This is a genomic window from Methylophilus flavus, from assembly GCF_042678905.1.
Taxonomy (GTDB): Bacteria; Pseudomonadota; Gammaproteobacteria; order Burkholderiales; family Methylophilaceae; genus Methylophilus; species Methylophilus flavus.
Map to the genome: position 1 here is coordinate 1,448,287 of NZ_JBHTLN010000001.1, position 23,647 is coordinate 1,471,933.

Annotated in this window: 22 protein-coding genes and 1 tRNA gene; 14 read left to right on the plus strand and 9 right to left on the minus strand. The window is 49.5% G+C overall.

Annotated elements, in window-relative coordinates; all coding sequences use genetic code 11:
* Window positions 1-14: 14 nt before the first annotated feature.
* The 7 genes from dusB (at window position 15) to ACFQ2T_RS07100 (ending at window position 8,133) form a co-directional block, all read left to right on the plus strand.
* The gene (gene dusB / locus ACFQ2T_RS07070; protein WP_379032402.1) at window positions 15-1,046 is read left to right on the plus strand and encodes a tRNA dihydrouridine synthase DusB; all 1,032 of its coding nucleotides are present in this window, start codon (window positions 15-17) and stop codon (window positions 1,044-1,046) included.
* A complete protein-coding gene (locus tag ACFQ2T_RS07075; RefSeq protein WP_379032405.1) occupies window positions 1,046-1,282 on the plus strand; it encodes a helix-turn-helix domain-containing protein in 237 nt (78 codons plus the stop codon). Before dusB ends, ACFQ2T_RS07075 begins: the two co-directional genes overlap by 1 nt.
* Before the next feature lie 73 nt (window positions 1,283-1,355).
* Window positions 1,356-2,960, plus strand: coding sequence for a bifunctional phosphoribosylaminoimidazolecarboxamide formyltransferase/IMP cyclohydrolase (gene purH, locus ACFQ2T_RS07080; RefSeq protein ID WP_379032408.1), 1,605 nt, complete (start codon window positions 1,356-1,358; stop codon window positions 2,958-2,960).
* A gap of 116 nt (window positions 2,961-3,076) precedes the next feature.
* Window positions 3,077-4,348, plus strand: a complete 1,272-nt coding sequence (gene purD / locus ACFQ2T_RS07085) for a phosphoribosylamine--glycine ligase (RefSeq protein WP_379032411.1) — start codon at window positions 3,077-3,079, stop codon at window positions 4,346-4,348.
* A 3-nt stretch (window positions 4,349-4,351) separates the two neighbouring features.
* On the plus strand, window positions 4,352-5,266 hold the full coding sequence (hemF, locus tag ACFQ2T_RS07090; RefSeq protein ID WP_379032413.1) for an oxygen-dependent coproporphyrinogen oxidase: 915 nt from the start codon (window positions 4,352-4,354) through the stop codon (window positions 5,264-5,266).
* Window positions 5,267-5,268: 2 nt separating this feature from the next.
* The gene (locus tag ACFQ2T_RS07095) at window positions 5,269-6,573 is read left to right on the plus strand and encodes a M18 family aminopeptidase (RefSeq protein WP_379032416.1); all 1,305 of its coding nucleotides are present in this window, start codon (window positions 5,269-5,271) and stop codon (window positions 6,571-6,573) included.
* Between the two features lie 162 nt (window positions 6,574-6,735).
* A complete protein-coding gene (locus ACFQ2T_RS07100) occupies window positions 6,736-8,133 on the plus strand; it encodes an amino acid permease (protein ID WP_379032419.1) in 1,398 nt (465 codons plus the stop codon).
* An 89-nt stretch (window positions 8,134-8,222) separates the two neighbouring features.
* Here ACFQ2T_RS07100 and ACFQ2T_RS07105 read toward each other — a convergent pair whose 3' ends face one another.
* From ACFQ2T_RS07105 to ACFQ2T_RS07125, 5 genes are all read right to left on the minus strand, one after another.
* Window positions 8,223-8,546: a c-type cytochrome gene (locus ACFQ2T_RS07105; protein ID WP_379033914.1), complete on the minus strand. Its 324-nt coding sequence runs from the start codon at window positions 8,544-8,546 to the stop codon at window positions 8,223-8,225.
* Window positions 8,547-8,752: 206 nt separating this feature from the next.
* Entirely contained in the window at window positions 8,753-9,688 is a 936-nt protein-coding gene (locus tag ACFQ2T_RS07110; RefSeq protein ID WP_379032421.1) for a D-hexose-6-phosphate mutarotase, read from the minus strand.
* A complete protein-coding gene (ilvD, locus tag ACFQ2T_RS07115) occupies window positions 9,685-11,544 on the minus strand; it encodes a dihydroxy-acid dehydratase (protein WP_379032424.1) in 1,860 nt (619 codons plus the stop codon). Before ilvD ends, ACFQ2T_RS07110 begins: the two co-directional genes overlap by 4 nt.
* A gap of 260 nt (window positions 11,545-11,804) precedes the next feature.
* Window positions 11,805-11,993 carry a YbdD/YjiX family protein gene (locus ACFQ2T_RS07120; RefSeq protein ID WP_379032427.1) on the minus strand — a complete coding sequence of 63 codons (189 nt, stop codon included), beginning with the start codon at window positions 11,991-11,993 and terminating at the stop codon, window positions 11,805-11,807.
* A gap of 18 nt (window positions 11,994-12,011) precedes the next feature.
* Window positions 12,012-14,075 (minus strand): carbon starvation CstA family protein, encoded by a 2,064-nt coding sequence (locus ACFQ2T_RS07125; RefSeq protein WP_379032430.1) that lies wholly within the window; start codon window positions 14,073-14,075, stop codon window positions 12,012-12,014.
* A gap of 288 nt (window positions 14,076-14,363) precedes the next feature.
* Here ACFQ2T_RS07125 and ACFQ2T_RS07130 point away from each other — a divergent pair, with 288 nt between their 5' ends.
* Together ACFQ2T_RS07130 and ACFQ2T_RS07135 are read left to right on the plus strand one after the other, a co-directional pair.
* Window positions 14,364-14,540, plus strand: a complete 177-nt coding sequence (locus ACFQ2T_RS07130; RefSeq protein ID WP_379032433.1) for an ANTAR domain-containing protein — start codon at window positions 14,364-14,366, stop codon at window positions 14,538-14,540.
* 92 nt (window positions 14,541-14,632) lie between these two features.
* Window positions 14,633-14,708, plus strand: a tRNA-Val gene (locus tag ACFQ2T_RS07135).
* Window positions 14,709-14,735: 27 nt separating this feature from the next.
* Here ACFQ2T_RS07135 and radC read toward each other — a convergent pair.
* Both radC and ACFQ2T_RS07145 read right to left on the minus strand, forming a co-directional pair.
* Window positions 14,736-15,410 carry a RadC family protein gene (gene radC, locus ACFQ2T_RS07140; protein ID WP_379032435.1) on the minus strand — a complete coding sequence of 225 codons (675 nt, stop codon included), beginning with the start codon at window positions 15,408-15,410 and terminating at the stop codon, window positions 14,736-14,738.
* 19 nt (window positions 15,411-15,429) lie between these two features.
* Window positions 15,430-16,197, minus strand: a complete 768-nt coding sequence (locus ACFQ2T_RS07145; RefSeq protein WP_379032438.1) for a hypothetical protein — start codon at window positions 16,195-16,197, stop codon at window positions 15,430-15,432.
* A 96-nt stretch (window positions 16,198-16,293) separates the two neighbouring features.
* On the opposite strand from ACFQ2T_RS07145, the gene coaBC reads away from it, so the two are divergent.
* From coaBC to rpmG, 5 genes are all read left to right on the plus strand, one after another.
* Window positions 16,294-17,499, plus strand: a complete 1,206-nt coding sequence (coaBC, locus tag ACFQ2T_RS07150; RefSeq protein WP_379032441.1) for a bifunctional phosphopantothenoylcysteine decarboxylase/phosphopantothenate--cysteine ligase CoaBC — start codon at window positions 16,294-16,296, stop codon at window positions 17,497-17,499.
* 109 nt (window positions 17,500-17,608) lie between these two features.
* Complete coding sequence (locus ACFQ2T_RS07155; RefSeq protein WP_379032444.1) at window positions 17,609-19,702, plus strand: TonB-dependent receptor family protein; 2,094 nt, start codon at window positions 17,609-17,611, stop codon at window positions 19,700-19,702.
* Window positions 19,703-19,821: 119 nt separating this feature from the next.
* Entirely contained in the window at window positions 19,822-20,274 is a 453-nt protein-coding gene (gene dut / locus ACFQ2T_RS07160; RefSeq protein ID WP_379032447.1) for a dUTP diphosphatase, read from the plus strand.
* Between the two features lie 93 nt (window positions 20,275-20,367).
* Window positions 20,368-20,604, plus strand: coding sequence for a 50S ribosomal protein L28 (gene rpmB, locus ACFQ2T_RS07165; RefSeq protein WP_379032449.1), 237 nt, complete (start codon window positions 20,368-20,370; stop codon window positions 20,602-20,604).
* A 32-nt stretch (window positions 20,605-20,636) separates the two neighbouring features.
* Entirely contained in the window at window positions 20,637-20,792 is a 156-nt protein-coding gene (rpmG, locus tag ACFQ2T_RS07170; RefSeq protein ID WP_011478679.1) for a 50S ribosomal protein L33, read from the plus strand.
* A 78-nt stretch (window positions 20,793-20,870) separates the two neighbouring features.
* On the opposite strand, the gene ACFQ2T_RS07175 is transcribed toward rpmG, so the two are convergent.
* Window positions 20,871-22,166, minus strand: a complete 1,296-nt coding sequence (locus tag ACFQ2T_RS07175) for a mechanosensitive ion channel family protein (RefSeq protein ID WP_379032454.1) — start codon at window positions 22,164-22,166, stop codon at window positions 20,871-20,873.
* 9 nt (window positions 22,167-22,175) lie between these two features.
* Entirely contained in the window at window positions 22,176-23,633 is a 1,458-nt protein-coding gene (mgtE, locus tag ACFQ2T_RS07180; protein ID WP_379032457.1) for a magnesium transporter, read from the minus strand.
* Between the last annotated feature and the right edge of the window lie 14 nt (window positions 23,634-23,647).

Below are 23,647 nucleotides of genomic sequence, written 5' to 3' on the forward strand. Positions count from 1 at the left end.
GCCTACTGATTCTCATGCAAATCGGATCCCACCTCTTAAAGAATAACCTGGTTGTCGCGCCTATGGCTGGCGTCACCGACCGTCCATTCCGCATGTTATGCAAAAAAATGGGCGCAGGATTGGCCGTGTCTGAAATGGTCACTTCCAATTCTTTACTATACGGCAGTGAAAAAACCAAACGCCGCGCCAACCATGAAGGCGAAGTCAGCCCGATCTCGGTGCAGATCGCCGGTGCCGAGCCAGCCATGATGGCTGAAGCTGCCAGACACAATGTGGATAACGGCGCACAGATCATCGATATCAACATGGGCTGTCCGGCCAAGAAAATCTGTAATGTGATGGCGGGTTCTGCGCTGCTGCGGGATGAACCGCTGGTCTCACAAATCCTCAAAGCAGTTGTCAATGCAGTAGATGTGCCGGTGACATTGAAAATCCGTACCGGCTGGGACAGGCAGAATAAAAACGCCATCATGATCGCCAAAATGGCAGAAGATATTGGCGTACAAGCCCTGACGATTCATGGCCGCACTCGCAACGACCTTTACCATGGGGATGCTGAGTACGACACCATTGCCGCTGTCAAACAGGCGATCAATATTCCGCTGATTGCCAATGGTGATATCACCACCCCTGAAAAAGCCAAATTCGTTTTGGATTACACCAAAGCCGATGCCGTGATGATAGGCCGCGCTGCCCAGGGCCGCCCGTGGATTTTCCGCGAGACCGAGCATTTCCTGAATACCGGCGAACATATGCTGCCGCCTACGGTGGATGAGATCCACAATGTCATGCTGGAGCATCTGCATGATTTATATGAATTCTATGGTGACCTGACTGGCATGCGCGTCGCCCGCAAGCATATCTCCTGGTATACCAAAGGCCTGGCAGGTTCCGCCGCTTTCCGTCATAACATGAATACCCTGCAAACCATTGATTTGCAACTAAACGCCATCAATGACTTTTTCACTGAACTCCGGGCCAAAAATGACAGGCTGGTATATGCGGAAGACAACGAACAAGAAAACGACCAGGAGCTGGCAGCATAATGCAAACCGATGGCAAAATAAGCCTCGCCATCCGCGAGTCTCTTGACGAGTATTTCACCCACCTGGATGGCCAGCCACCGCATGCTATTTACGACATGGTATTAGGCTGTGTTGAAAAACCCATGCTGGAAGTAGTACTGATCAAAGTAGGCGGCAACCAAAGCAAAGCGGCCGACATGCTCGGCATCAACCGTAATACCTTACGAAAAAAAATGGCCGCTTACGGCCTTGAGTGAACAACGCCCTACCCGGTGCTGACCTTAGTGCCAACCGAATCTTATTATCAAGCAACCTCTCAGATTAAATACCATGACAATTAAACGCGCGCTTATCAGTGTTTCAGATAAAACCGGTGTGCTCGAACTGGCACAATCCTTACACCAACTGGGTGTAGAACTTCTTTCAACCGGCGGCACCGCCAAACTTTTCCGCGACAACCAGATTCCGGTCAAAGAGGTCAGCGACTTCACCGGCTTTCCGGAAATGCTGGATGGCCGTGTAAAAACGCTGCATCCAAAAGTGCATGGTGGTTTGCTGGGCCGTCGCGATCTGCCGGAGCATGTGGCAGCCATGCAGCAATATGGCATCGAGAACATAGATCTGCTGGTGGTGAATTTGTACCCGTTTGAAGCGACTGTCGCGAAAGCGGACTGCACGCTGGAAGACGCGATTGAGAATATTGATATCGGCGGCCCGGCCATGGTGCGTTCAGCGGCCAAAAACTGGAATGATGTCGCAGTGCTGACCGATGCCGCACAATATGCGGAAGTGACTGCCGAACTGAAAGCTAATAACGGCGCCGTGTCAAAATCAACACGTTTTAAATTATCTGTAGCGGCTTTTAACCGTATCGCCCAATACGATGCCGCGATCAGTAATTATCTGTCTGCGATTGATTTTGCCGAAACCGAAACAGCTGGCAAACCAGTGCTGAGCCAATTCCCTAGCCAGATGAACAGCAACTTTATCAAAGTGCAGGACTTGCGTTATGGTGAAAATAGCCACCAGCAAGCAGCATTCTACCGCGACCTGTATCCTGCACCAGGCAGCCTGGCCACAGCCCAGCAACTGCAAGGCAAAGAATTAAGTTATAACAACATCGCCGATGCCGATGCCGCGTGGGAAGCCGTGAAGTCTTTCAGCACACCAGCCTGCGTGATTGTGAAACATGCGAACCCATGTGGCGTGGCACTGGGTGCCCATGCATTTGAAGCTTACAACAAAGCGTTTAAAACCGATCCGACTTCAGCATTTGGCGGCATCATCGCTTTCAATACCGTACTGGATGGTGCAGCCGCCGAGGTGGTGAGCAAGCAATTTGTTGAAGTACTGATTGCGCCTGAATACACACCAGAAGCATTAGCTATTTTCAGCGCCAAGGCCAATGTGCGTGTACTGAAAATTGCATTACCACAAGGCGGCAGCAATGCCTGGGAGCAAGGCCGCAATGCGGTCGATTCCAAACGCGTGGGCTCTGGCATTCTGCTGCAATCTGCCGATAACCATGACCTGCAATTGGCAGATATCAAAGTCGTCACCAAGCTGCAACCGACGCCTGAGCAATTGCAGGACTTGCTGTTTGCCTGGAATGTGGCGAAATATGTGAAATCGAATGCCATCGTGTTCTGCGGCAATGGCATGACACTGGGCGTAGGCGCTGGCCAGATGAGCCGTGTGGATAGCACCAAGATTGCAGCGATCAAGGCGCAAAACGCCGGTTTGAGCCTGCAAAACTCGGTGGTCGCTTCAGATGCCTTCTTCCCGTTTAGAGACGGCGTAGACGTATTGGCCGATGCCGGTGCCAGCTGCGTGATTCACCCGGGTGGCAGCATGCGTGACGAAGAAGTGATCGCAGCAGCAGATGAACGCGGCCTGGCCATGGTAGTCACTGGCATCCGTCATTTCAGACATTAATCAATTTGCCACAGAGGACACAGAGATCACAGAGAAAAGCAAAAAATTGCTTTAGAACTTGAAGTTCTCTGTGTGCTCTGTGCCCTCTGTGGCTATAACTTTGTAGGTAGTGAATTATGAAAATTCTAGTGATTGGTTCTGGCGGCCGTGAGCACGCCCTGGCTTGGAAAGTATCACACAATAAAGAAGTCAGCCGTGTGTTTGTTGCGCCTGGCAATGCCGGGACAGCTACCAATACAGCCATGACCAATGTGCCGATAACCAAGATTGATGAATTGGTGAAATTTGCGCATGACGAAAACATCGCCCTCACTATTGTCGGCCCGGAAGCACCTCTCTCACAAGGAGTGGTAGACGCTTTCCGTGCCGCAAACCTGAAAATATTTGGCCCGACCAAAGCCGCTGCGCAACTGGAAAGCTCCAAGGATTTTGCCAAATCCTTTATGTATCGCCACAACATCCCGACCGCGAAATATCAAACCTTTAGCGATGTCGCTCAAGCGCACGCATATATCGATGCTAACGGGGCGCCTATCGTGATTAAAGCCGATGGACTGGCTGCAGGCAAAGGTGTGGTAGTGGCAATGACACTGCAAGAAGCTCACGCAGCCGTGGACGCCATGCTGGCTGACAACAAGCTGGGCGATGCCGGTGCCCGTGTGGTGATTGAAGAGTTTCTGGAAGGCGAAGAAGCCAGCTTTATGGTGATGGTTGATGGTAAAAACATCCTGCCACTCGCCACAAGTCAGGACCACAAACGCCTGCTGGATGCTGATCAAGGCCCGAATACAGGTGGCATGGGTGCTTATTCTCCGGCACCTGTAGTCACACCTGAAGTGCATGCAAAGGCCATGCGCGAAATCATTATCCCGACCGTAGAAGGCATGGCGAAAGATGGCATCCCTTACACCGGCTTTTTATATGCAGGGCTGATGATTTCACCCAAAGGTGAAGTAAAAACACTGGAATTCAACTGCCGTATGGGCGACCCGGAAACGCAGCCTATCATGATGCGATTGAAATCTGACCTGGTGGCATTGGCTGCACATGCTGCAGATGGTACGCTAGACCAGGCCAGCGCCGAATGGGATAGCCGTTTTGCTTTAGGTGTAGTGATGGCAAGTGCTAACTACCCGGAAACACCCAGACTTGGGGATGAAATCACCGGCTTGCCGGTTAATGTGCAAGACGGTCATGTATTTCATGCCGGCACTATACTGAAAGACAGCAAAGTGCTTACCAGTGGTGGCCGCGTATTGTGTGTCACCGCATTGGGTGAGTCGGTTAAATCAGCGCAGGAATCAGCCTACAAAATCCTCGAATCCATCAAATTTGAAGGCGCGCAACATCGTAAAGATATTGGCTACCGTGCCATTAAAGCCAGCTAAACCATGACAGAACAGATCCAGCCTCAAGCCGTTTACGCCTTCCTGCAGGGATTACAGGCACGTATTGTCGAAGCGGTTGAGTTGGTCGATGGCAAAAATTTTTTACAGGATAGCTGGCAGCGGCCGGAAGGTGGCGGCGGCAATTCCTGCCTGCTGGAAAATGGCAATGTGTTTGAGCGTGCAGGTGTCGGCTTTTCACATGTCTTAGGGAATAAACTTCCCCCTGCGGCCAGTGTTGCCCACCCGGAAGCAGCGGGCAGGCCATGGGAAGCCATGGGTGTATCGCTGGTATTTCATCCGCACAACCCTTTTATTCCAACCGTGCACATGAATGTGCGTTTTTTTGTCGCCAGAGCGCAACAGGAAGGCGAGCAGGATATCTGGTGGTTTGGTGGCGGCATGGACCTCACGCCTTATTACGGCGAAGAAGAAGACTGTATTCATTTTCACCGTGTGAACAAAGAAGCGCTGGCTCCGTTCGGTGCTGATTATTACACCAGGTTCAAGCAAGCCTGCGATGAATATTTCTTCCTCAAGCATCGAAAAGAACCACGCGGCGTAGGTGGTGTATTCTTTGATGATTTCAGTGAACTGGGATTTGAGCAAAGCTTTGCCTTGCAACGCGCGATTGGCGACGCATTCTTACAGGCTTACCTGCCTATCGTTCAACGTCGCAAAAATCAGCCTTATGGTGAACGAGAGCGCGATTTCCAGGCCTACCGCCGTGGCCGTTATGTTGAATTCAACCTGATCTTCGACCGTGGCACCATATTCGGTTTGCAGTCTAATGGCCGTACTGAATCCATTCTGCTCTCGATGCCGCCTGTGGTGAAATGGCGCTACGACTGGAAGCCCGAAAACGGCAGTCCTGAGGCCAAACTTTATACCGACTTTTTGATTGAGAAAGACTGGGTTTAAGCATGCAAGTATCAATAGAAGCCAGACAACACGCACAGGCCTTGCTGAATTTTATTGATGCCAGCCCAAGTCCTTGGCATGCTGTGACACAGGTAGAAAAGGCGCTTGCTGCACAGGGATTTACCCAGCTGAATGAAAGGGATGCCTGGCAGTTTACTCAAGGAGGCAAATATTATGTCGTGCGTGATGGCGGTTCTATTATTGCGTTTGTACTCGGCCAGGCAGCCATCGCAGAACATGGATTCCGCATTGTGGGTGCCCACACCGACTCCCCTGGCCTGCGCTTGAAACCCAAAGCGGCCTACAGCACTGAAGGGATCGCGCAGTTCGGTGTAGAAGTTTACGGTGGACCCATTTTAGCCACGTTTACTGACCGCGACCTGAGCCTGGCCGGGCGCGTGATTGTTAAAACCATATCAGGCCTTACCTCGCACCTGATCAAACTGGACCAGCCCATTGCCCGCCTGCCCAACCTGGCGATCCATATGAATCGTGAAGTCAATGAAAAAGGTCTGGCGCTCAACAAGCAAACCGGCTTGCCTTTGATTTTCGGCCATGCTGCCAACAGCGAAACCGCCAAACAATTACTGGCCGACACTTTAGCAAGTAGCTTGCAAGTAAATGCCGCTGATATCTTGAGCTGGGATCTGGCGTTTTATGACACCCAACGCGGCAGTTTCTGGGGTATAGAGCAAGAATTTATTGCCAATAGCCAGCTGGATAACCTGGCTTCGTGCCATGCGGCACTGGAAGCAATGATTGGCACCGAAAAGCCGCAGGCGACCGGTATTTGTGCATTATTTGACCACGAAGAGGTCGGCTCTGAAAGTGCAACCGGTGCGGGCGGCAGCTTTTTACTGGATGTGATGGCGCGAATCTGCCACTCGCACAACCTGAGCCACGAAGAAAAGCTGCGCAGTTATTCACAAAGCTTTTTTATCAGTGCGGATATGGCACATGCCTTTCATCCTAACCATGCAGGTAGCTATGAGCCTTGCCACCATGTGCAAGTGAATCAGGGGCCGGTGATTAAAACCAATGCCAACCAGCGTTACAGCACCAACGCGGCTACCGCCGCACGCTTTATCCAGCTATGTGAGCAGGCTGGCGTGCCTTACCAGCAATATGCGCACCGCACCGATTTAGGCTGTGGCAGTACCATAGGCCCGATCATGGCTGCACAACTCGGCATTGCCACGGTAGATGTCGGCAACCCGATGTGGGCTATGCACAGCATACGCGAGAGCGCCGGGGTACTGGATCATGGCTATATGATTGCGACATTAAAACAGCATTACGCCAGCTAGCAATCAGGCAACTCATCATCCGCAAAGCTGTTTTGAAGCAGCGGCCAAGTGACTTTAATAACCACTTCGGCTGCAGTCGTTAAATAATTCACCATGCATTTCTCATCAGCATTGACGCTGGTATAACGATTGCTTTACCCTTGTAGCACAAGGGGATCAGCAATGTTCAAACAACTATTACGTAAAAAACCAATTCAACCGCATGCGCATACCGGCCTCAAAAAATGTCTGACCGCATTTGATCTGGCATTACTCGGTATCGGCGGCGCCATAGGCACCGGCATCTTTGTGCTGACCGGCATCGCAGCAGCAACACAATCCGGCCCGGCGGTCGTTCTGTCTTTTATTATTGCCGGTGTAGCCGCAGGCTTTGCTGCACTCGCTTATGCCGAACTGTCCTCCTCCATTGGTGGTTCAGGCAGTGCCTACGGTTACAGCTATGTCGCTTTTGGTGAGTTTGCCGCCTGGATGATGGGCTGGATGCTATTACTGGAATATGGTGTCGGCGCAGCAGCCGTCGCCAATGGCTGGGCAGGCTATTTTGTAAATACCGCCACCAATCTTGGTTTTCATATCCCCGAACACCTGACTAAAGCGCCAGTGCTTGGCGGCACCATCAATCTTCCGGCATTCGCAATTATCTGGATATTAACCTTGCTGTTAATGACAGGTGTGAAAGAAAGTGCGCGTGCCAACAACATCATGGTGATTATCAAGCTTTCCACCATCGTGACTTTTATTGTGCTTGCAGTCGGCCATATTAATACCGACAACTGGCAACCGTTTATGCCATATGGCTGGTTCGAAACCCTGGATAATGGCAAAAACATAGGCGTTTTCGCTGGTGCCTCACTGGTGTTTTTTGCCTATTTTGGCTTTGATGCCGTGTCTACTGCCGCAGAAGAATGCAAAAATCCGCAACGGGATTTGCCCATCGGCCTGATTGCTTCGCTGCTTTTTTGCACCATTATTTACATCATAGTCTCGGGGACCTTAACCGGTGTGGTGCCTTACGAAGAATTGAACACTTCATCACCTGTGGCGTATGCGCTGACCAAACTGGGATATCACTGGTCTTCAACCTTAGTCGCCACTGGTGTGATTGCCGGCTTAATTACGGTACTGCTGGTGCTGCTCTATGGCCTTACGCGGATTCTTTTTGCCATGAGCCGCGATGGACTGATTTCGCCGATCTTTTCAGAAGTGAATCCTGATCGCCAGACGCCGAGCAAAATTATCCTGATGTGCGGCTTTGTGGTTTCTATCGTGGCCGGATTTATTCCGCTGGGTGAACTGGCAGAAACAGTTAATATTGGTACTTTAGCCAGTTTTATTATGGTGTGTATCGGCGTGATTCGCTTGCGCATGACCCATCCGGATTTGGCCCGCCCGTTCAAGAATCCTTTTAATCCTTTAATTCCGGTTGCCGGTGTGGTGGCTTGTGGTGCCTTAATGTCATTCCTGCCTGCGGAAACCTGGCATCGTTTTATCACCTGGGCGATAGTAGGTGCTGTTTTCTACTTTGTTTATTCAATCAGGCACAGCAAGCTGGCGCGCTAGGTATAAATTGAGATAAAACGCCCTCAGTTAACCGTAAGAAAATAAAAAAGCCGACTAATTAGTCGGCTTTTTAAACTGCACAAGCGATATTACAGAGCCAGAATCCACTCAACAATCGTTTTGATATCTTCGTCTTTAACCTGCGGGCTGTTAGCTGGCATAGGAATGTTTCCCCAAACACCACTGCCGCCTTTTTTCACTTTTTCAATCAGCTTGCCTTCTGCTGATTTGTCACCCTTGTATTTTGCCGCAACATCTTTGTATGCTGGACCCAATACTTTTGCATCAACACTGTGGCAAGCTAAACAGCCGCTTTTTTGTGCCAATGCTTTTGCGGCAGCTGCATCCGCCGCTTGAACCTGACCAGCCATTAGTAAGATGGCTGCTGTGATTGCAGAAAATAAAACTTTCATGCGCACTCCTTGAATATCTTTAAAATAATAAATCCCCAATGCAATTTTCATGCATGTGGCATCTTACCTGACCATCAAAATTCCACAAGTATGAAGCTGCGGAAATTCTAAGGCGAATCAAATATTTTCAATTGGATTGGTATTTTGCCAACAGGGATAAAACGCGCGTGCCATGAATGCGTTGACACGCGCGTTTTCAAGGGGATTTACAGCGTTTCTATGGAGTATTCAGCGCTTAAAATATGTTTGCGGCCAGGGTTGATCACGACCATATTATCCAGAGCATTAGTAGTTTCTACACAAATGGTTTTGCGCCATTCGTCACCCACGCCCATATCGCCCATAGAGCCTGCTTTTTCAGCACCCGGGTTCCATACCACAGTGGCATCACTGCCGGATTTTGCGATATGTACAATGCGGTTGAAGCCACTGTCATGTATCGCGCAATCAGAACTATGGTGGACGTACACGCGGTCATACTCACTACCATCAAAGGCTAATGCATTGTGCTCAACGTTACGTTCATAATCCAGCAGTTTGTCCAGATAGACGCAATCCTGCATGCCGGTGATTTTGATATTGGATATATCACTGACATTGAAATAGGTATGGAAAGCTTCACTGATCACAAATGGATGCTTGGCCAGATTAGTGGTAGCCAGATCAATACGTAAACGGCGACCTATGGTAATCGTGAGCGTTAATTCATAAGGGTATGACAACTGGCGCTGGGCTTCCGGGGTTTGCTGCATTTCTAAAATAATGCGAGTAGCGCCTGTTGGTGTCGCATCGATATCCATCACGCGCCATGGAATCACCCGCGCAAAACCATGCGGGCACAATGTACTGTCAGTCGGATGTGCACCAAACCATGGCCAGCAAATCGGGGTACCGCCACGGATAGAACGGCCTTTGACATAACGTGCATTACTTGACAGCCATAACACCGGATCAGCTAAAAACTTAGGCTGCCACTCCATGACATGCGCGCCCTGTAAGGCAATTTTACCAGTCGCTAACGGGTTATCAATCTCAAGGTATTGCAGACCGTTTTCGTCTTGCAACTGGTTGACATGCGCGTGCAGCTTCAAGCGCTTTGTCATATCGGGTTGACCATGCTCCAATGTTGCGTGTGCGGTCATTTATTACCCCTTTCAATTTGTGACACATCTCTTACTGCGCCTCTGGCAGCACTGGTAGTCATAGCGGCATAGGCTCGCAATGCTGGCGAAACCACGCGTTCGCGGCTTGCCGGTTTCCAGGCGTGATGCCCTTTGGCTTCCATAGTGGCGCGGCGGTGCGCCATGTCTTCATCACTGATGACCAAATGGATAGTGCGGTTAGGGATGTCGATCTCAATCGTATCCCCTTCTTCCACCAGTCCGATTGCCCCACCCTCGGCCGCTTCTGGCGAGGCATGGCCGATACTCAAACCAGAAGTACCACCAGAAAAACGACCATCAGTCAGCAAGGCACATTCCTTACCCAATCCTTTGGATTTCAGGTAAGAAGTCGGGTACAACATCTCCTGCATGCCCGGTCCGCCACGTGGGCCTTCGTAACGAATCACCACGACATCACCCGCCACTACCTGGTCAGCCAGAATACTTTCAACCGCATCATCCTGACTTTCAAATACACGTGCGCGACCCGTAAACTTTAGAATACTGTCATCAACACCTGCGGTTTTCACAATACATCCATCCAGCGCAATGTTGCCGTATAACACAGCTAAACCACCATCCTGTGAATAAGCATGTTCCTTGTTACGGATACAGCCGTTCTCACGGTCATCATCCAGCTCCGGCCACAACATGCTTTGGCTGAAAGCGATGGTGGTTGAAATGCCACCAGGGGCTGCACGATAAAACTTTTTCACTTCTTCATCTTGCGTGGTGACAATGTCCCACTTGGCTAACGCTTCACCCATGCTTGCACTATGAACGGTTGGTACATCCGTATGGATGACACCGGCGCGATTAAGTTCGCCCAGGATGCCCATCACGCCACCGGCCCTATGCACATCTTCCATATGATATTTACTGGTTGCTGGTGCCACTTTAGACACACAAGGCACCTGACGCGAAATGCGGTCGATATCACGCATCGTGAAATCGATTCCCGCCTCGTGCGCTGCCGCCAGCAGATGCAATACAGTATTGGTAGAGCCACCCATGGCGACATCCAGACTCATGGCATTTTCAAATGCCTGCATATTGGCGATATTGCGTGGCAAGACTGAATAGTCATCCTGCTCGTAATGACGCTTGGCCAGATCCACAATCAGGCGGCCTGCCTGCAAGAATAATTGTTTACGCGCGCCATGCGTTGCCAGGGTTGAACCATTACCAGGCAAACTCAACCCCAATGCTTCGGTCAGGCAGTTCATGGAGTTCGCGGTAAACATACCGGAACATGAGCCACAAGTCGGGCAGGCGGAACGTTCAACTTCAGCCACCTCTTCATCGCTGACGCGGCTATCTGCCGCTTCGACCATGGCATCGACCAGATCCAGTTTACGCACTGTGCCTTGCCAGTTCACTTTACCGGCTTCCATCGGGCCGCCGGAGACAAATACCACCGGGATATTCAGGCGCAATGCCGCCATCAACATGCCGGGCGTGATCTTGTCGCAGTTTGAGATACACACCAGCGCATCTGCGCAATGTGCATTCACCATATATTCAACGCTATCTGCAATCAGGTCGCGGCTAGGCAAACTGTAAAGCATGCCGCTGTGACCCATGGCGATGCCATCATCCACCGCAATAGTGTTGAACTCTTTGGCTACGCCACCCGCTTTTTCAATTTCACGTGCGACCAACTGCCCTAAATCTTTCAGATGGACATGTCCAGGGACAAACTGGGTAAACGAGTTTGAGATAGCAATAATCGGCTTGGAGAAATCTTCATCCTTCATGCCAGTGGCACGCCAAAGTGCGCGTGCACCAGCCATGTTCCGACCTTGCGTAGTCGTGTGTGAGCGGTATTTAGGCATTTGAAATCTGGAATAATCGGTAAAGTCTTATTTTAACTGAATACGTACAGCCTTGCGCGCCTGAAACAGGTTTGTTACATTCGCGCCGAGACGATTTCAGTAGCTTGAGCTTACAAACAATGTGGGATACAAAGGATTTGAGCAGGTTTAGCTATGAAATATCAATGTCGCGCGAGCTGCAAGACCTGACCTTGAGTATCTTGATGACGTTAATTTTGATCACTTGAAAAAATATTTAAAGACTTTAAGAATGACTGTCTTTAACAGCACCTTTTAATGCCTTGCCACTTCTGATCCTGCCATTGCCTGAAAAATTCAGCACGTGATAATGGCGGAGTACCATCAACCTCATCAGCATGATGCTCGGCATAATGCGCAAGATAACGTTCGTAAACGTCATCGCCTGACAATTGACGGATGCGCTGCCAAATATGTTTTATACGATCCAAGGAATTATCTCCATCAGCCTAAAACTTGCCCGCTACATACTTGGTTGGTACATAAGGCGTTTCGGTCGATGGCAACACCGGCTTGCCAGTAAAATAACGCAAGCTCATCAGCACTACATCAATAAACACCACCCATAATACCGCTACAAAAAACAGAGTCAGCCAGGCATCTAGTTGTTGATTGAAGATTAATTGTGGCGCGACTGCTGCTTTATCAGGCGGCAATAGTCCAGCGGTCAATTTGGCTGCCAAATCATTGGCTGCGGCAAAAAAACCTACCCGCGTATCATTGCTGAATATCTTCTCATAAGCTGCGGTTGTCGTGATCGTAAGCAACCAGATCAAAGGCAAGCCAGTGATCCAGGCTTTACTGGCTTTACCCGACTTGATCAGAATACCCGTCCCCACTGACAAAGCAATGGCGGCAAGCATCTGATTGGCAATGCCAAATAACGGCCACAGGATATTTACCCCGCCATTAGGGTCAATCACCCCGATGTAGAGGAAATAACCCCAGCCGGCGACCACCAGTGCACTGGTGAAAATCACCGAAGGCGTATAAGAAGTTTCGCCAAGTTTGGGGTGCAGATTGCCCAGCATGTCCTGCAACATAAAGCGGCCGACGCGGGTTCCAGCATCCAGCGTAGTCAGAATAAAAATGGCTTCGAACATTATGGCGAAGTGATACCACAGTGCCAGCAAATGTTTACCAAAAACCGTGCCTAAAATACTGGCCATGCCAACAGCCAGGCTAGGCGCGCCTCCTGTGCGGGCAAATAAGGTGCTTTCACCCATGGCGTTTGCTAAATCCTGCATTTGCTCAACAGTCACTTGGTAACCCCAACTGCTGATGGTATTTACAGCATCGAGCGCTTCTTTACCAACCACCCCGGCCGGGCTGTTAATTGCGAAAAATACGCCTGGTTCAAGAATGGTCGCAGCGATCATCGCCATCATCGCCACAAAACTCTCCAGCAACATGGCGCCGTAACCTATCATGCGGATATCGTATTCGCTGGTAATGAGCTTGGGCGTAGTGCCACTTGCAATTAAGGCGTGAAAACCGGAAATCGCCCCGCAGGCAATCGTAATAAACACAAACGGAAACAGCTTGCCACCAAATATGGGACCTGTGCCATCAATAAACGGTGTAATAGCAGGCATACGGATATCCGGGCGTAACCATAAAATAGCAATCGCCAGCATCAGCACGGTGCCCAACTTCATAAAGGTGGATAAGTAATCACGAGGTGCCAGCAACAGCCATACCGGCAGCACCGCTGCGGCAAAACCATAGGCGATCACGCTGAACGCCAGCGGCAATCCCTCATGATCAAACCAGCCGGATAATACCGGGTGATGATCCACCCAGCCACCCAATACCACCGACCCTAACAGCAAAACCACGCCCAGCAGCGAAGCTTCCAGCACGCGCCCTGGTCGCAGGTAACGCATGTAGACGCCCACAATCATGGCGATCGGGATGGTGGCGGCCACAGTAGAAGTGCCCCAGGGACTGTGTTTCATGGCATTCACCACCACCAGGCCTAAAACGGCAATCAGAATAATCATGATCATAAAGGTGCCAAACATAGCGGCCACACCGCCGATAGCTCCAATCTCGTCGCGTGCCATTTGGCCCAGGCTGCGTCCATTGCGGCGGGTGGAAAGAAACAGCGTTACCATATCCTGCACCGCGCCACCAAGCACGGCACCAATCAGTATCCATAGCGTGCCGGGCAAATAACCAAACTGCGCCGCCAGTGTAGGGCCGACCAATGGACCTGGTCCGGCAATCGCGGCAAAATGATGGCCGAACACCACCCAGCGGTTGGTTGGCACAAAATCCCGCCCGTTATTCAAACGCTCGGCGGGCGTCGCCCTGGTGGCATCCAGGCTCAAGATGCTGGCTGCTATCCAGGCAGCATAAAATCGGTAGGCAATCGCATACACGCAGATAGCCGCTGTAATCAGCCAAAGGACATTTAGCGCTTCGCCTCTGGAAAGCGCCACTTGCGCTACGGCAAATACCCCCAGCAATGTCAGCCCGGCCCAGCCAGCACGCCCTAAAAAACCCTTCATATTATTTCTTTCTCTTTTTAATGTTTTTCTTATCTGTAAAAAGCCTGCGTCATCGTTCAATCGCTCGCGACTTGGTGCAAGGGCACTGCGGTGGTGCAATCAACCATTATCCACCCACGCCTATATTGTGGGCAATATACCTTAACAATCATAGACTTACAATCATGCAGTTAACTGGCACATAGATTGCTAAATCCTGTTCAGCATTAAACTTACTTTACTTTTTGACCGATGAGACCTTCAACGCCCACGACTTCACTCCCGTTTGACGCTTCGCAACACGCCCTTTTGAGTCGGGAAGATCAGAAACTGGTGGATGGTGCCAGGGACATTTTGATGCGTCAGCGAGCCCTCAATGAAGAAGAAGCTTATTCATTGCTTTCCGAGATGGCAGACAAGCGCAGAACAGGGTTGGCCGATATTTCATTACAGTTGATCAATATCACAAAGCGCTTAACTGTCTAGCCGCCGCCTTCAAAACTACCTGCTAAAAACTAAGCCGCCCCTCTTGCAAGAACAAAAGGGTTAGGTATAATGCGGCCTTCGTTACAAGGCACGGGTGCTTAGCTCAGTTGGTAGAGCGTCGCCCTTACAAGGCGAATGTCAGCGGTTCGACCCCGTTAGCACCCACCACTCCCCTGCCTTCTTAAACAAACAGCTTCAAATCAATCCCCGCTCGCTGAATGAAAATGTGTCCTGACCGGCCACAATGATGTGATCCAGCACCTTTATATCTACCAGGCTTAATGACTCTTTTAATGTCCGGGTCAATTGCTCATCCGCACGACTGGGCGAAGCCGATCCGCCGGGGTGGTTATGACTCAGGATGACAGCCGCCGCATTTAGTTCGAGCGCACGCTTGACCACTTCACGCGGATAAACACTGGTTTGCATCAGGCTTCCTTCAAACAAGGTTTCATAAGCGATCAGCCGATTTTGTGCATCAAGAAACAGGATGCCGAATACTTCACGCAACAGATGTGATAACTGCAATCGCAAATAGGCTTTCACCTGAGCAGGCGAGTTAAAGCTATCTGCCTGTTGCAATGTTTCACCGAGCGCACGCTTGCTCATTTCCAGCACCGCTTGCAGCTGGCAATATTTACTTTCCCCCATGCCATGCACTTGCTGCATCTCGGCCATAGTCGCCGAGAAAATACCATTCAGGCTGTGAAAATGCTGCAACAGGTCACGCGCCAGATCGACGGCCGATTTACCAACCACGCCTACCCGTAAAAAGATAGCGAGTAACTCCGCATCCGAAAGCGTCATGGCACCAGCCCGCAACAACTTTTCGCGCGGACGTTCTTGTTCGGGCCAGTCAGTGATTGCCATCGCTTATCCTCGCATCACGTTACTTTGCCCAGCCGATTTCCCTAGACGTAGGCCGACCAATGATGGTCTCATCCAGGTTTCTGGCCATGCGTGCACGGTTTGGAGAAAGCGGGATTTTCCCCGCCATGATTTCTGCCTTCCTTTGTGGATACAGTGGTTGCATGTAAGGCTCGGCATAGCCTTGCGGGCGCAAAGGCGCATTAGTATTCAGGTCATATTTATCACTGGCACTCAAGGTATGTAACAATTCATGTGCGATCACAACCGTATTACCAGCATGCTGATCAGGGGCTGCGAATAAATTCACACGGCCTATCCGCCCTTTTTGTAGCGCTGTCGAATGCAATAAACGCGTATGTGTTTTCACATCGTGGTACAACAGATAGAGTTTGATATCAATGGGCACGCCAAGGGCTGGTTGATGCTGCCAGGCAAACCAGCGGAATTTAAGGCTCCAAAGGATAATATCTATCGGACTAGCATTGATTGCGGGCGGCGCAGGCGGTACCTCTTTGATGCCAGGGCCAAGAAGAAAAATTATCGGGCTATGCAAGGGCAGCTGATACCTGAGCGCTTCGCGTGAAAAATATTGCGCGATGACTTCGAAATCTTTTTCCTGCAAGCTCGCCATATAAGCCTCAACCTCTGCGGAACCATCTGCATTCACTGGATACAAAGCGACCCGCAAAGGCTTACGCCACTGTAGACCTTGATATTCCTCCCATACCTGCATCAGCGCTGTAAACACGACCGCCACCCAGAAAATAATCCTTATCGTTTTCAGCATCACTTCACCTTATTGATTGCCATATCTTAACATGTTTAAAGATTTTGCCATCCGACCAGATTCCAAATATGCGCGCTTTACAGTTAAAATGCAGCCATGAATAGCGCTCAGTCACAGTACGATTATTTGCAGCCCAAGCATTTACTTGTTGGGGTCACCGGCGGCATTGCCGCATACAAAACTGCCGAGCTTATCCGCCTGCTCATCAAGCAAGGCCATACAGTACAAGTAGTGATGACAGAAGCGGCTACCCATTTCATCACACCGACCACATTGCAGGCGCTTTCCGGTAACCCGGTATTTGTCGATAGCTGGGATGCGCGTATTGCAAATGGCATGCCGCACATAGAATTAAGCCGACCAGCAGATGCCATTCTGGTTGCACCAGCCAGTGCTGATTTCATTGCCAAGCTTGCACATGGCTTTGCGAACGACTTGCTGTCGACATTGTGCCTAGCGCGTGAGTGCCCACTCCTGGTTGCACCAGCTATGAATAAGCAAATGTGGGAAAATGCTAGCACTCAACGCAATATTGCGCAGTTACTTAAAGACCAGGTCACGATATTAGGGCCAGATAGCGGCGAACAGGCATGTGGTGAAGTCGGCCAGGGCAGGATGCTGGAACCTGACATGCTGATCGAGGGTGTGCAGGCGCACTTGACGCCCAAGCTACTGGCAGACAAAAAAATCCTGATTACTGCAGGCGCTACGATGGAAATGCTGGATCCGGTGCGCGGCATCACCAATATCAGCAGTGGAAAAATGGGCTTTGCTTTGGCCAAAGTAGCCACTCAGATGGGCGCCGAAGTGACATTAGTCTATGGTCACGCGACCGCATCGCGCCCTCAGGTCAGGCATGCATACTATGCGGGCACCGCCCATGACATGTACCAAAGCGTCATGCAGCACATTGCAGACCAAGAAGTATTTATCGGTGTAGCCGCTGTCGCAGATTACAGCCCATTAGTTTCATCTGACCAGAAAATCAAGAAAAGTGAGCAAACACTTACTATTGAACTTAAAAAGAATAAAGATATCCTGGCTGATGTTGCCTCATTACCAAACCCGCCCTATTGTGTCGGCTTCGCCGCTGAAACAGAGCGTGTGCTTGAATACGCCAGACAAAAGCGGCTGGACAAAAAGATTCCGCTGATTGTGGCAAACCGGGCCAACCTGGCTTTAGGAAGTGACAACAACAGCGTCATACTCATTGATGCAACGGGTGATTACCCGCTGGATACAGCCGATAAAACCACGATTGCTGCGAAAATCCTGACGCACCTGAAACACCAACTGAACTAATCCGCTGCAAATACACAGCCCCTCAGTATATTCATGAAAATACTGAGGGGTTCGGCCTGCCAAAAAGCTTACAATCGCGCCATTTGATTTCATTAGTATTGAGTAACCTATGCGCGCTTTTGTGTTTCGTTTAACGCCAGTCTGTTTGGCGATTTCATCAGCTTTTGGCAGCCTAGCAGTGGCCGAAGCCGAAGAAGAAAAAACCCTGATACTTTCACCAGTGGTAGTCACTGCCACCCGCCAGGCGCAAAACAGTTTTGACCTGCCAGTGGCGATTGACGTGGTGACTGAAAAAGATATTAAAGAAGGGCAATTGCAAATGCAATTATCCGAAAGCCTGATCCGCGTGCCCGGCATTACCGCACAAAACCGGACTCAGCAAGCGCAGGATCCGCAAATTTCCAGCCGCGGTTTTGGCTCACGCTCATCCTTTGGTGTACGCGGAGTAAGAGTCTACGTGGATGGCATTCCATTGACCATGCCTGATGGCCAAGGTCAGCCAGGTGTGGTTGACCTTTCTGCAATCAAAAGCATAGAAGTCATGCGCGGACCATTCTCATCACTTTATGGAAACTCCTCTGGCGGCGTTATTCAAATGTTTACAGCTGACGCACCAGCTACTCCAACCATTGGCGCCACTACCATGTTTGGTAGTTACGATACCAAACGCAATGTGCTGGAGGCCGCTGGTCGATCAGAGGGCATTGAGTATATGCTGAATGTCTCAAACTTCGAGTCCAATGGTTATCGAGACCATAGCAGTAGTGACAAACAAATGGGCACAGCCAAATTCAAATTTCATATCAGTGACGATACCAAGCTGACAACCTTGGTTAACTGGTTTGATCAAGATGCCCAGGACCCTTTAGGCTTAACCAGGGCAGGTGTCAGGAACGATAGAAAAGGCACCGTAGCTGCGGCAAATAACGCGAACACCCGGGTATCACGCAGCCATACCCAAGTTGGTTTCAACCTGGAACATGCCATTAATGAAACTAACAGAATTTCATTTATTCCTTATGTGGGTACTCGACGTAACTCGCAAGTCCTGCCGATTAACGCTTTAGGAACTAATGCCAGAACTAGCGAAATTGATAGAAGTTTCTATGGCGCGGATCTTAGATGGGATAACAATGGCGAAGTATTAGGGAAAAATTATACCGTTAGCCTGGGGATGAATTACGGAAAATCTCAAGATGATCGACTGGACGTTAACACACAGCTAGCCGGTGCTCCAGCCAATGTAACGAACCGCAATGAAGAAAACATTTCCACTAATTACGACCGCTACATTCAGGGCAAGCTCTCAGCAACTGATACTGTAGATATCCATGCAGGCGTCAGAAGAACTAAAGTGAATTTAACAGTCAAGGACAGCTTCCTGGGTTTTGGCGATAACAGTGGGTCAGTCTCATACAACAAAACAAACCCTGTCATTGGTGCAACCTGGAAAGTCACCCCTGAAGTCAATTTGTATGCAAACTATGGCAGAGGTTTTGAAACGCCTACATTTGTGGAAGCTGCCTACAACGCAGCCACCAGCGGTGCAACCCCTAACTTGAGCCTGAAGCCTAGCACCAGTGAGAACTTTGAAGTGGGGACCAAGGCTTATGTGACTGACAATACCCGGGCAAACCTCACCTTGTATTACATTAAAACAGATGATGAAATTGTGGTGAGCTTGATTGACCCGGCAAACAGAAGCATATTCGCCAACGCAAACAAGACTGTAAGAAAAGGTGCCGAGCTTTCATTAGAGTCTAATTTCAGCAATAACATTTCAACCTACCTTTCATACACATTATTAAATGCAAAGTTTGACTCTGACTTTAATAGTGCTACGGGGCTAATCGCCTCAGGCAATCATATTCCTGGCACCTATAGCAGCCAGGCATATGGGGAGATACGCTGGAAATATGAGCCACTAGGTTTCCATACAGCATTTGAGACCAGATACAACAGTAAGGTATATGTGAACGACCGAAATACGGACTCCGCCTCCTCTTACACGATCTTCAATATTCGGGCGGGATTCGAACAAGTACTTAGCAACTGGATTTTTAAGGAGTTTATCCGTGTAGAAAACCTGGGTGATAAGGAATATTTAGGCTCTGTCCGAATCAATGATGCCAATAGCAGGTTTTTTGAACCCTCTGCTGAACGTAACTATCTGATCGGATTAAACGCTCAATACAAGTTTTAAAATAGCCACACACCTTAAAGCCAGCACTAGCTGGCTTTTTTAATTGTGAGCTAGTTATCGCGCTAAGTGATTTTGCAGCATATTTCATGCTTTAATAGCGCAATATTTTTGGAGCAAATATGTCAATTACTGTAGACCTTAAAATCCTGGACCCGCGTTTGCATCATATGATGCCGACCTATGCGACGCCTGGCTCCGCAGGGCTGGATTTGCGTGCCTGTATCGAGCATACCCAAACCATACAGCCTGGTGAAACCATCATGATTCCCACCGGGATGGCGATCCATATTGATAATGCCTATTATGCTGCGCTGATTTTGCCTCGCTCAGGGCTGGGACACAAGCACGGTATCGTGCTCGGTAACCTGGTAGGACTGATCGATTCGGATTACCAGGGCCAACTACTGGTTTCATGCTGGAACCGCAGTAAAGAGCCATTTATTTTGAACCCGCTGGAGCGTATCGCGCAGATGGTGATCGTGCCGGTGGTACAGGCAGATTTTCATATTGTGGATGAATTTACCTCGAGTGAACGTGGTGAAGGTGGCTTTGGCAGTACCGGAAAGCATTAATCAGTAAAAAGCATAACAATTGCTTGATTTAGTCTTGCTTTTCATTCTATAATCTCGCTCTTTCTGAAAAAGATAAAGTATTTGGAGATAACCATGGCACGTGTATGTCAGGTAACAGGCAAAAAGCCGATGGTGGGTAACAATGTTTCTCACGCACAAAACAAAACAAAACGCCGTTTCTTGCCTAACTTGCAAAACCGTAAGTTCTGGGTTGAGAGCGAAAACCGCTGGATAAGCCTGCGCATTACTAACGCTGCTTTGCGTACTATCGACAAAAATGGTATCGACGCTGTGTTGGCTGATTTGCGTGCAGCTGGCGAAAAAATCTAACTCGCGACATTTAGTCTGCAAAGGATATTATCATGCGTGAAAAAATCAAATTGGAATCAAGTGCTGGTACAGGTCATTTCTATACCACTACTAAAAACAAACGTACCATGCCTGAGAAAATGGAAATCAAAAAATTTGATCCAGTTGCTCGTAAGCATGTACTGTACAAAGAAACTAAATTGAAATAATTTATTTCTTACCGTCTTAAATAAAAAAGCCTGCATATGCAGGCTTTTTTATTAGCTATTATTCCAGGTGATGCTTAATTACTCCGGAGCCGCATTCAACGCGTCCTGGCCCGAAATAATGCGCACCTCCTGCTGTGGGTATGGGATCTGAATATTATTCGCTTTAAAGCGCTGCCAGATCTCGTAATAGATATCACTTTGCAGCTTGGCAGTGCCCTCTTCAGGATTAAGCACGCCTACCGCCAACTGCAAATCAATTCCGTACTGACCAAATGATTTGATGATCACCTCGACCGCACTGTCATCTCTAAGAGTGCGCTCATGCGTTCTACCAACCTCTTGTAATAATTTGATGGCTAAATCAAGATCGCTTGCATATGAGACCTGCACCGAAACCGGCACTTTTGCTTTGTGCGCTGCGGAGGTATGATTAATCACCACGTCAGTGATGATGGTTTCATTAGGGATGATAAACTCTGTTCCATCCAGCTTGCGCAAGACAATATAGCGCGAGCGCAGCTCTCCCACCATGCCATAGAAACCGCGTATGGTCACGATATCGCCCATATGCAGCGACTTATCCATCAGGATAATAAAACCACTCACATAGTTGCTGGCAATCTTTTGTAAGCCAAAACCCAGACCTACACCCAAAGCACCACCAAATACCGATAGCATGGTGACATCAATACCTACAGCGGCCAAAGACATCAGCAAGGCGATCACGATCGCCACCATTCGTACCAGCTTGACCATGATGACACGCCAGTTGCTATCGATATTCTCCGAGGCCATCAGTCGCAGCTCTAGCATACGACTCAGCCACAAGGCGACCAGCATGGTTATTACAATGGTCAATCCGCCTTGAATCAGCAGTAGCAGATCCAGCTTTTGCTTGCCGACACTGAATTGCACATTTTCAAGCACCTGCAATGCAGGGTCCAGGAAGCCGCCTATATGCAAGGCGACTATCACCCAAACTGTCCAGCCAATCACACGTTCAAACGATTGCAACCAGGCGCTGGGTGAAAACACGTAGCGCAGCACAAATACAACGCTACGAATAATGATCATGGCCAGCAACATGCGTGCGGCCAAGCGGATCAGACCTACATGCATCCAGTGTTGTAACGAGTAGCGCGCAATCACCAGTAACAAAAAGCCTACAAAAGGAAAAAACAGGCGCTCTATGCCACCAAGTAGCATTTTGTAAACTACATTTACCCGGCCAGCCTGGATCTGCTTACGAAGGTGCCAATTAAGCAAGCCACTTACAGCAAGAATGCACCCGACCACTAATAACTGCCACATGGCAGAAGCGGTAGTAAAATCCTGAACGATTTCTTTCCAAAGAATATTAATGTCGTTATCCATTATTTTTATCTACAACAAGATGATGGTTGCCAACCCGAGGAATATGAGAAAACCGCCGCTGTCTGTAATCGCGGTGATCAGGACGCTAGTACCCACAGCCGGGTCCCGCCCCAGCTTATTCATCACTAACGGGATCATCACCCCGTTAACCGCTGCCAATAGTAAATTAAGCGTCATTGCCGCCATCATCACCATGCCCAGTGCGGCACTGCCATATAACATGTAGGCGATCAGCCCCAGCACGCCACCCCAGAGCAGACCGTTAAGCAATGCCACGCCCAACTCTTTTTGCAATAGCGATTTCATGTGATAGCTGGAAATTTGCCCGAGCGCGAGACCACGGACAATCATGGTTGAGGTCTGGTTACCTGAGTTACCGCCGATGCCGGCTACAATCGGCATCAGCGCCGCCAGCGCCACAATTTTTTCGATACTGTCCTCGAATAAGCCAATAACACGCGAAGCAACCAGAGCCGTGACCAGGTTAATGGCCAGCCAGGCCCAACGGTTCTGTACTGACTTCCAGATCGAGGCAAAGAAGTCTTCCTCTTCGCGCAAACCGGCCCAGGAGAGCATGTCAGCCTCCGCTTCTTCCCGGATAATATCCATGACTGTATCTACGGTAATACGTCCTACCAGCTTGCGATTGTTATCTACCACCGGCGCTGTTACCAAGTCATAACGTTCAAACGCCATCGCCGCCTGGTCAGACATATCTTCAGGATGAAAAACCACCGCATCGGTTGACATGATGTCGCCAACTGCAGTTTCTGGATCATTCAGGATAATACGTTTGAGTGGCAGTACGCCTTGCAGAATGTCGTCGCGATTAATCACGAACAATTTATCAGTATGGTCAGGGAATTTAGGCAAGCGGCGGAGGTAGCGTAACACCACTTCCAGAGTAATATCATCACGAATGGTGACAATATCAAAATCCATGATAGCACCTACGGTGTCTTCCGGATAAGAAAGTGCAGACTGCAAACGCTCGCGATTCTGCGTATCCAGGCTGTACATCAAGTCCTGCAACACGTCTTTAGGCAAGTCGGGCGCCAGGTCAGCCAGCTCATCGGTATTCAGCTGTTCGGCCGCAGCCAGCAGCTCTTCGCTGTCCATGTCTGCAATCAGCGTCTGGCGTACCGCATCAGACGCTTCAAGCAGAATTTCACCATCGCGCTCGGCTTTGACCAAGTCCCATACCATGAGACGATCATCAAGAGGCAGCGACTCCAAAATATAAGCTACGTCAGCCGGATGTAACTGATCCAGTTTGTGCTGGAGGATATTCAGATTTTGTTTGTGGACGAGTGACTCAACCAGATCGTGCTTTGGCATATCCTGCTTATGCACGACATGTTCGACCAGCTTGTGCTTACCGAGCAGGTTAATCACCTGTTGCAATGTTTCGCTCAGGCTCTCCTTGCTTTCACTCACCTTCTCATCATGTTCACGAATTTCAGTCATGCTTATTCCAATGT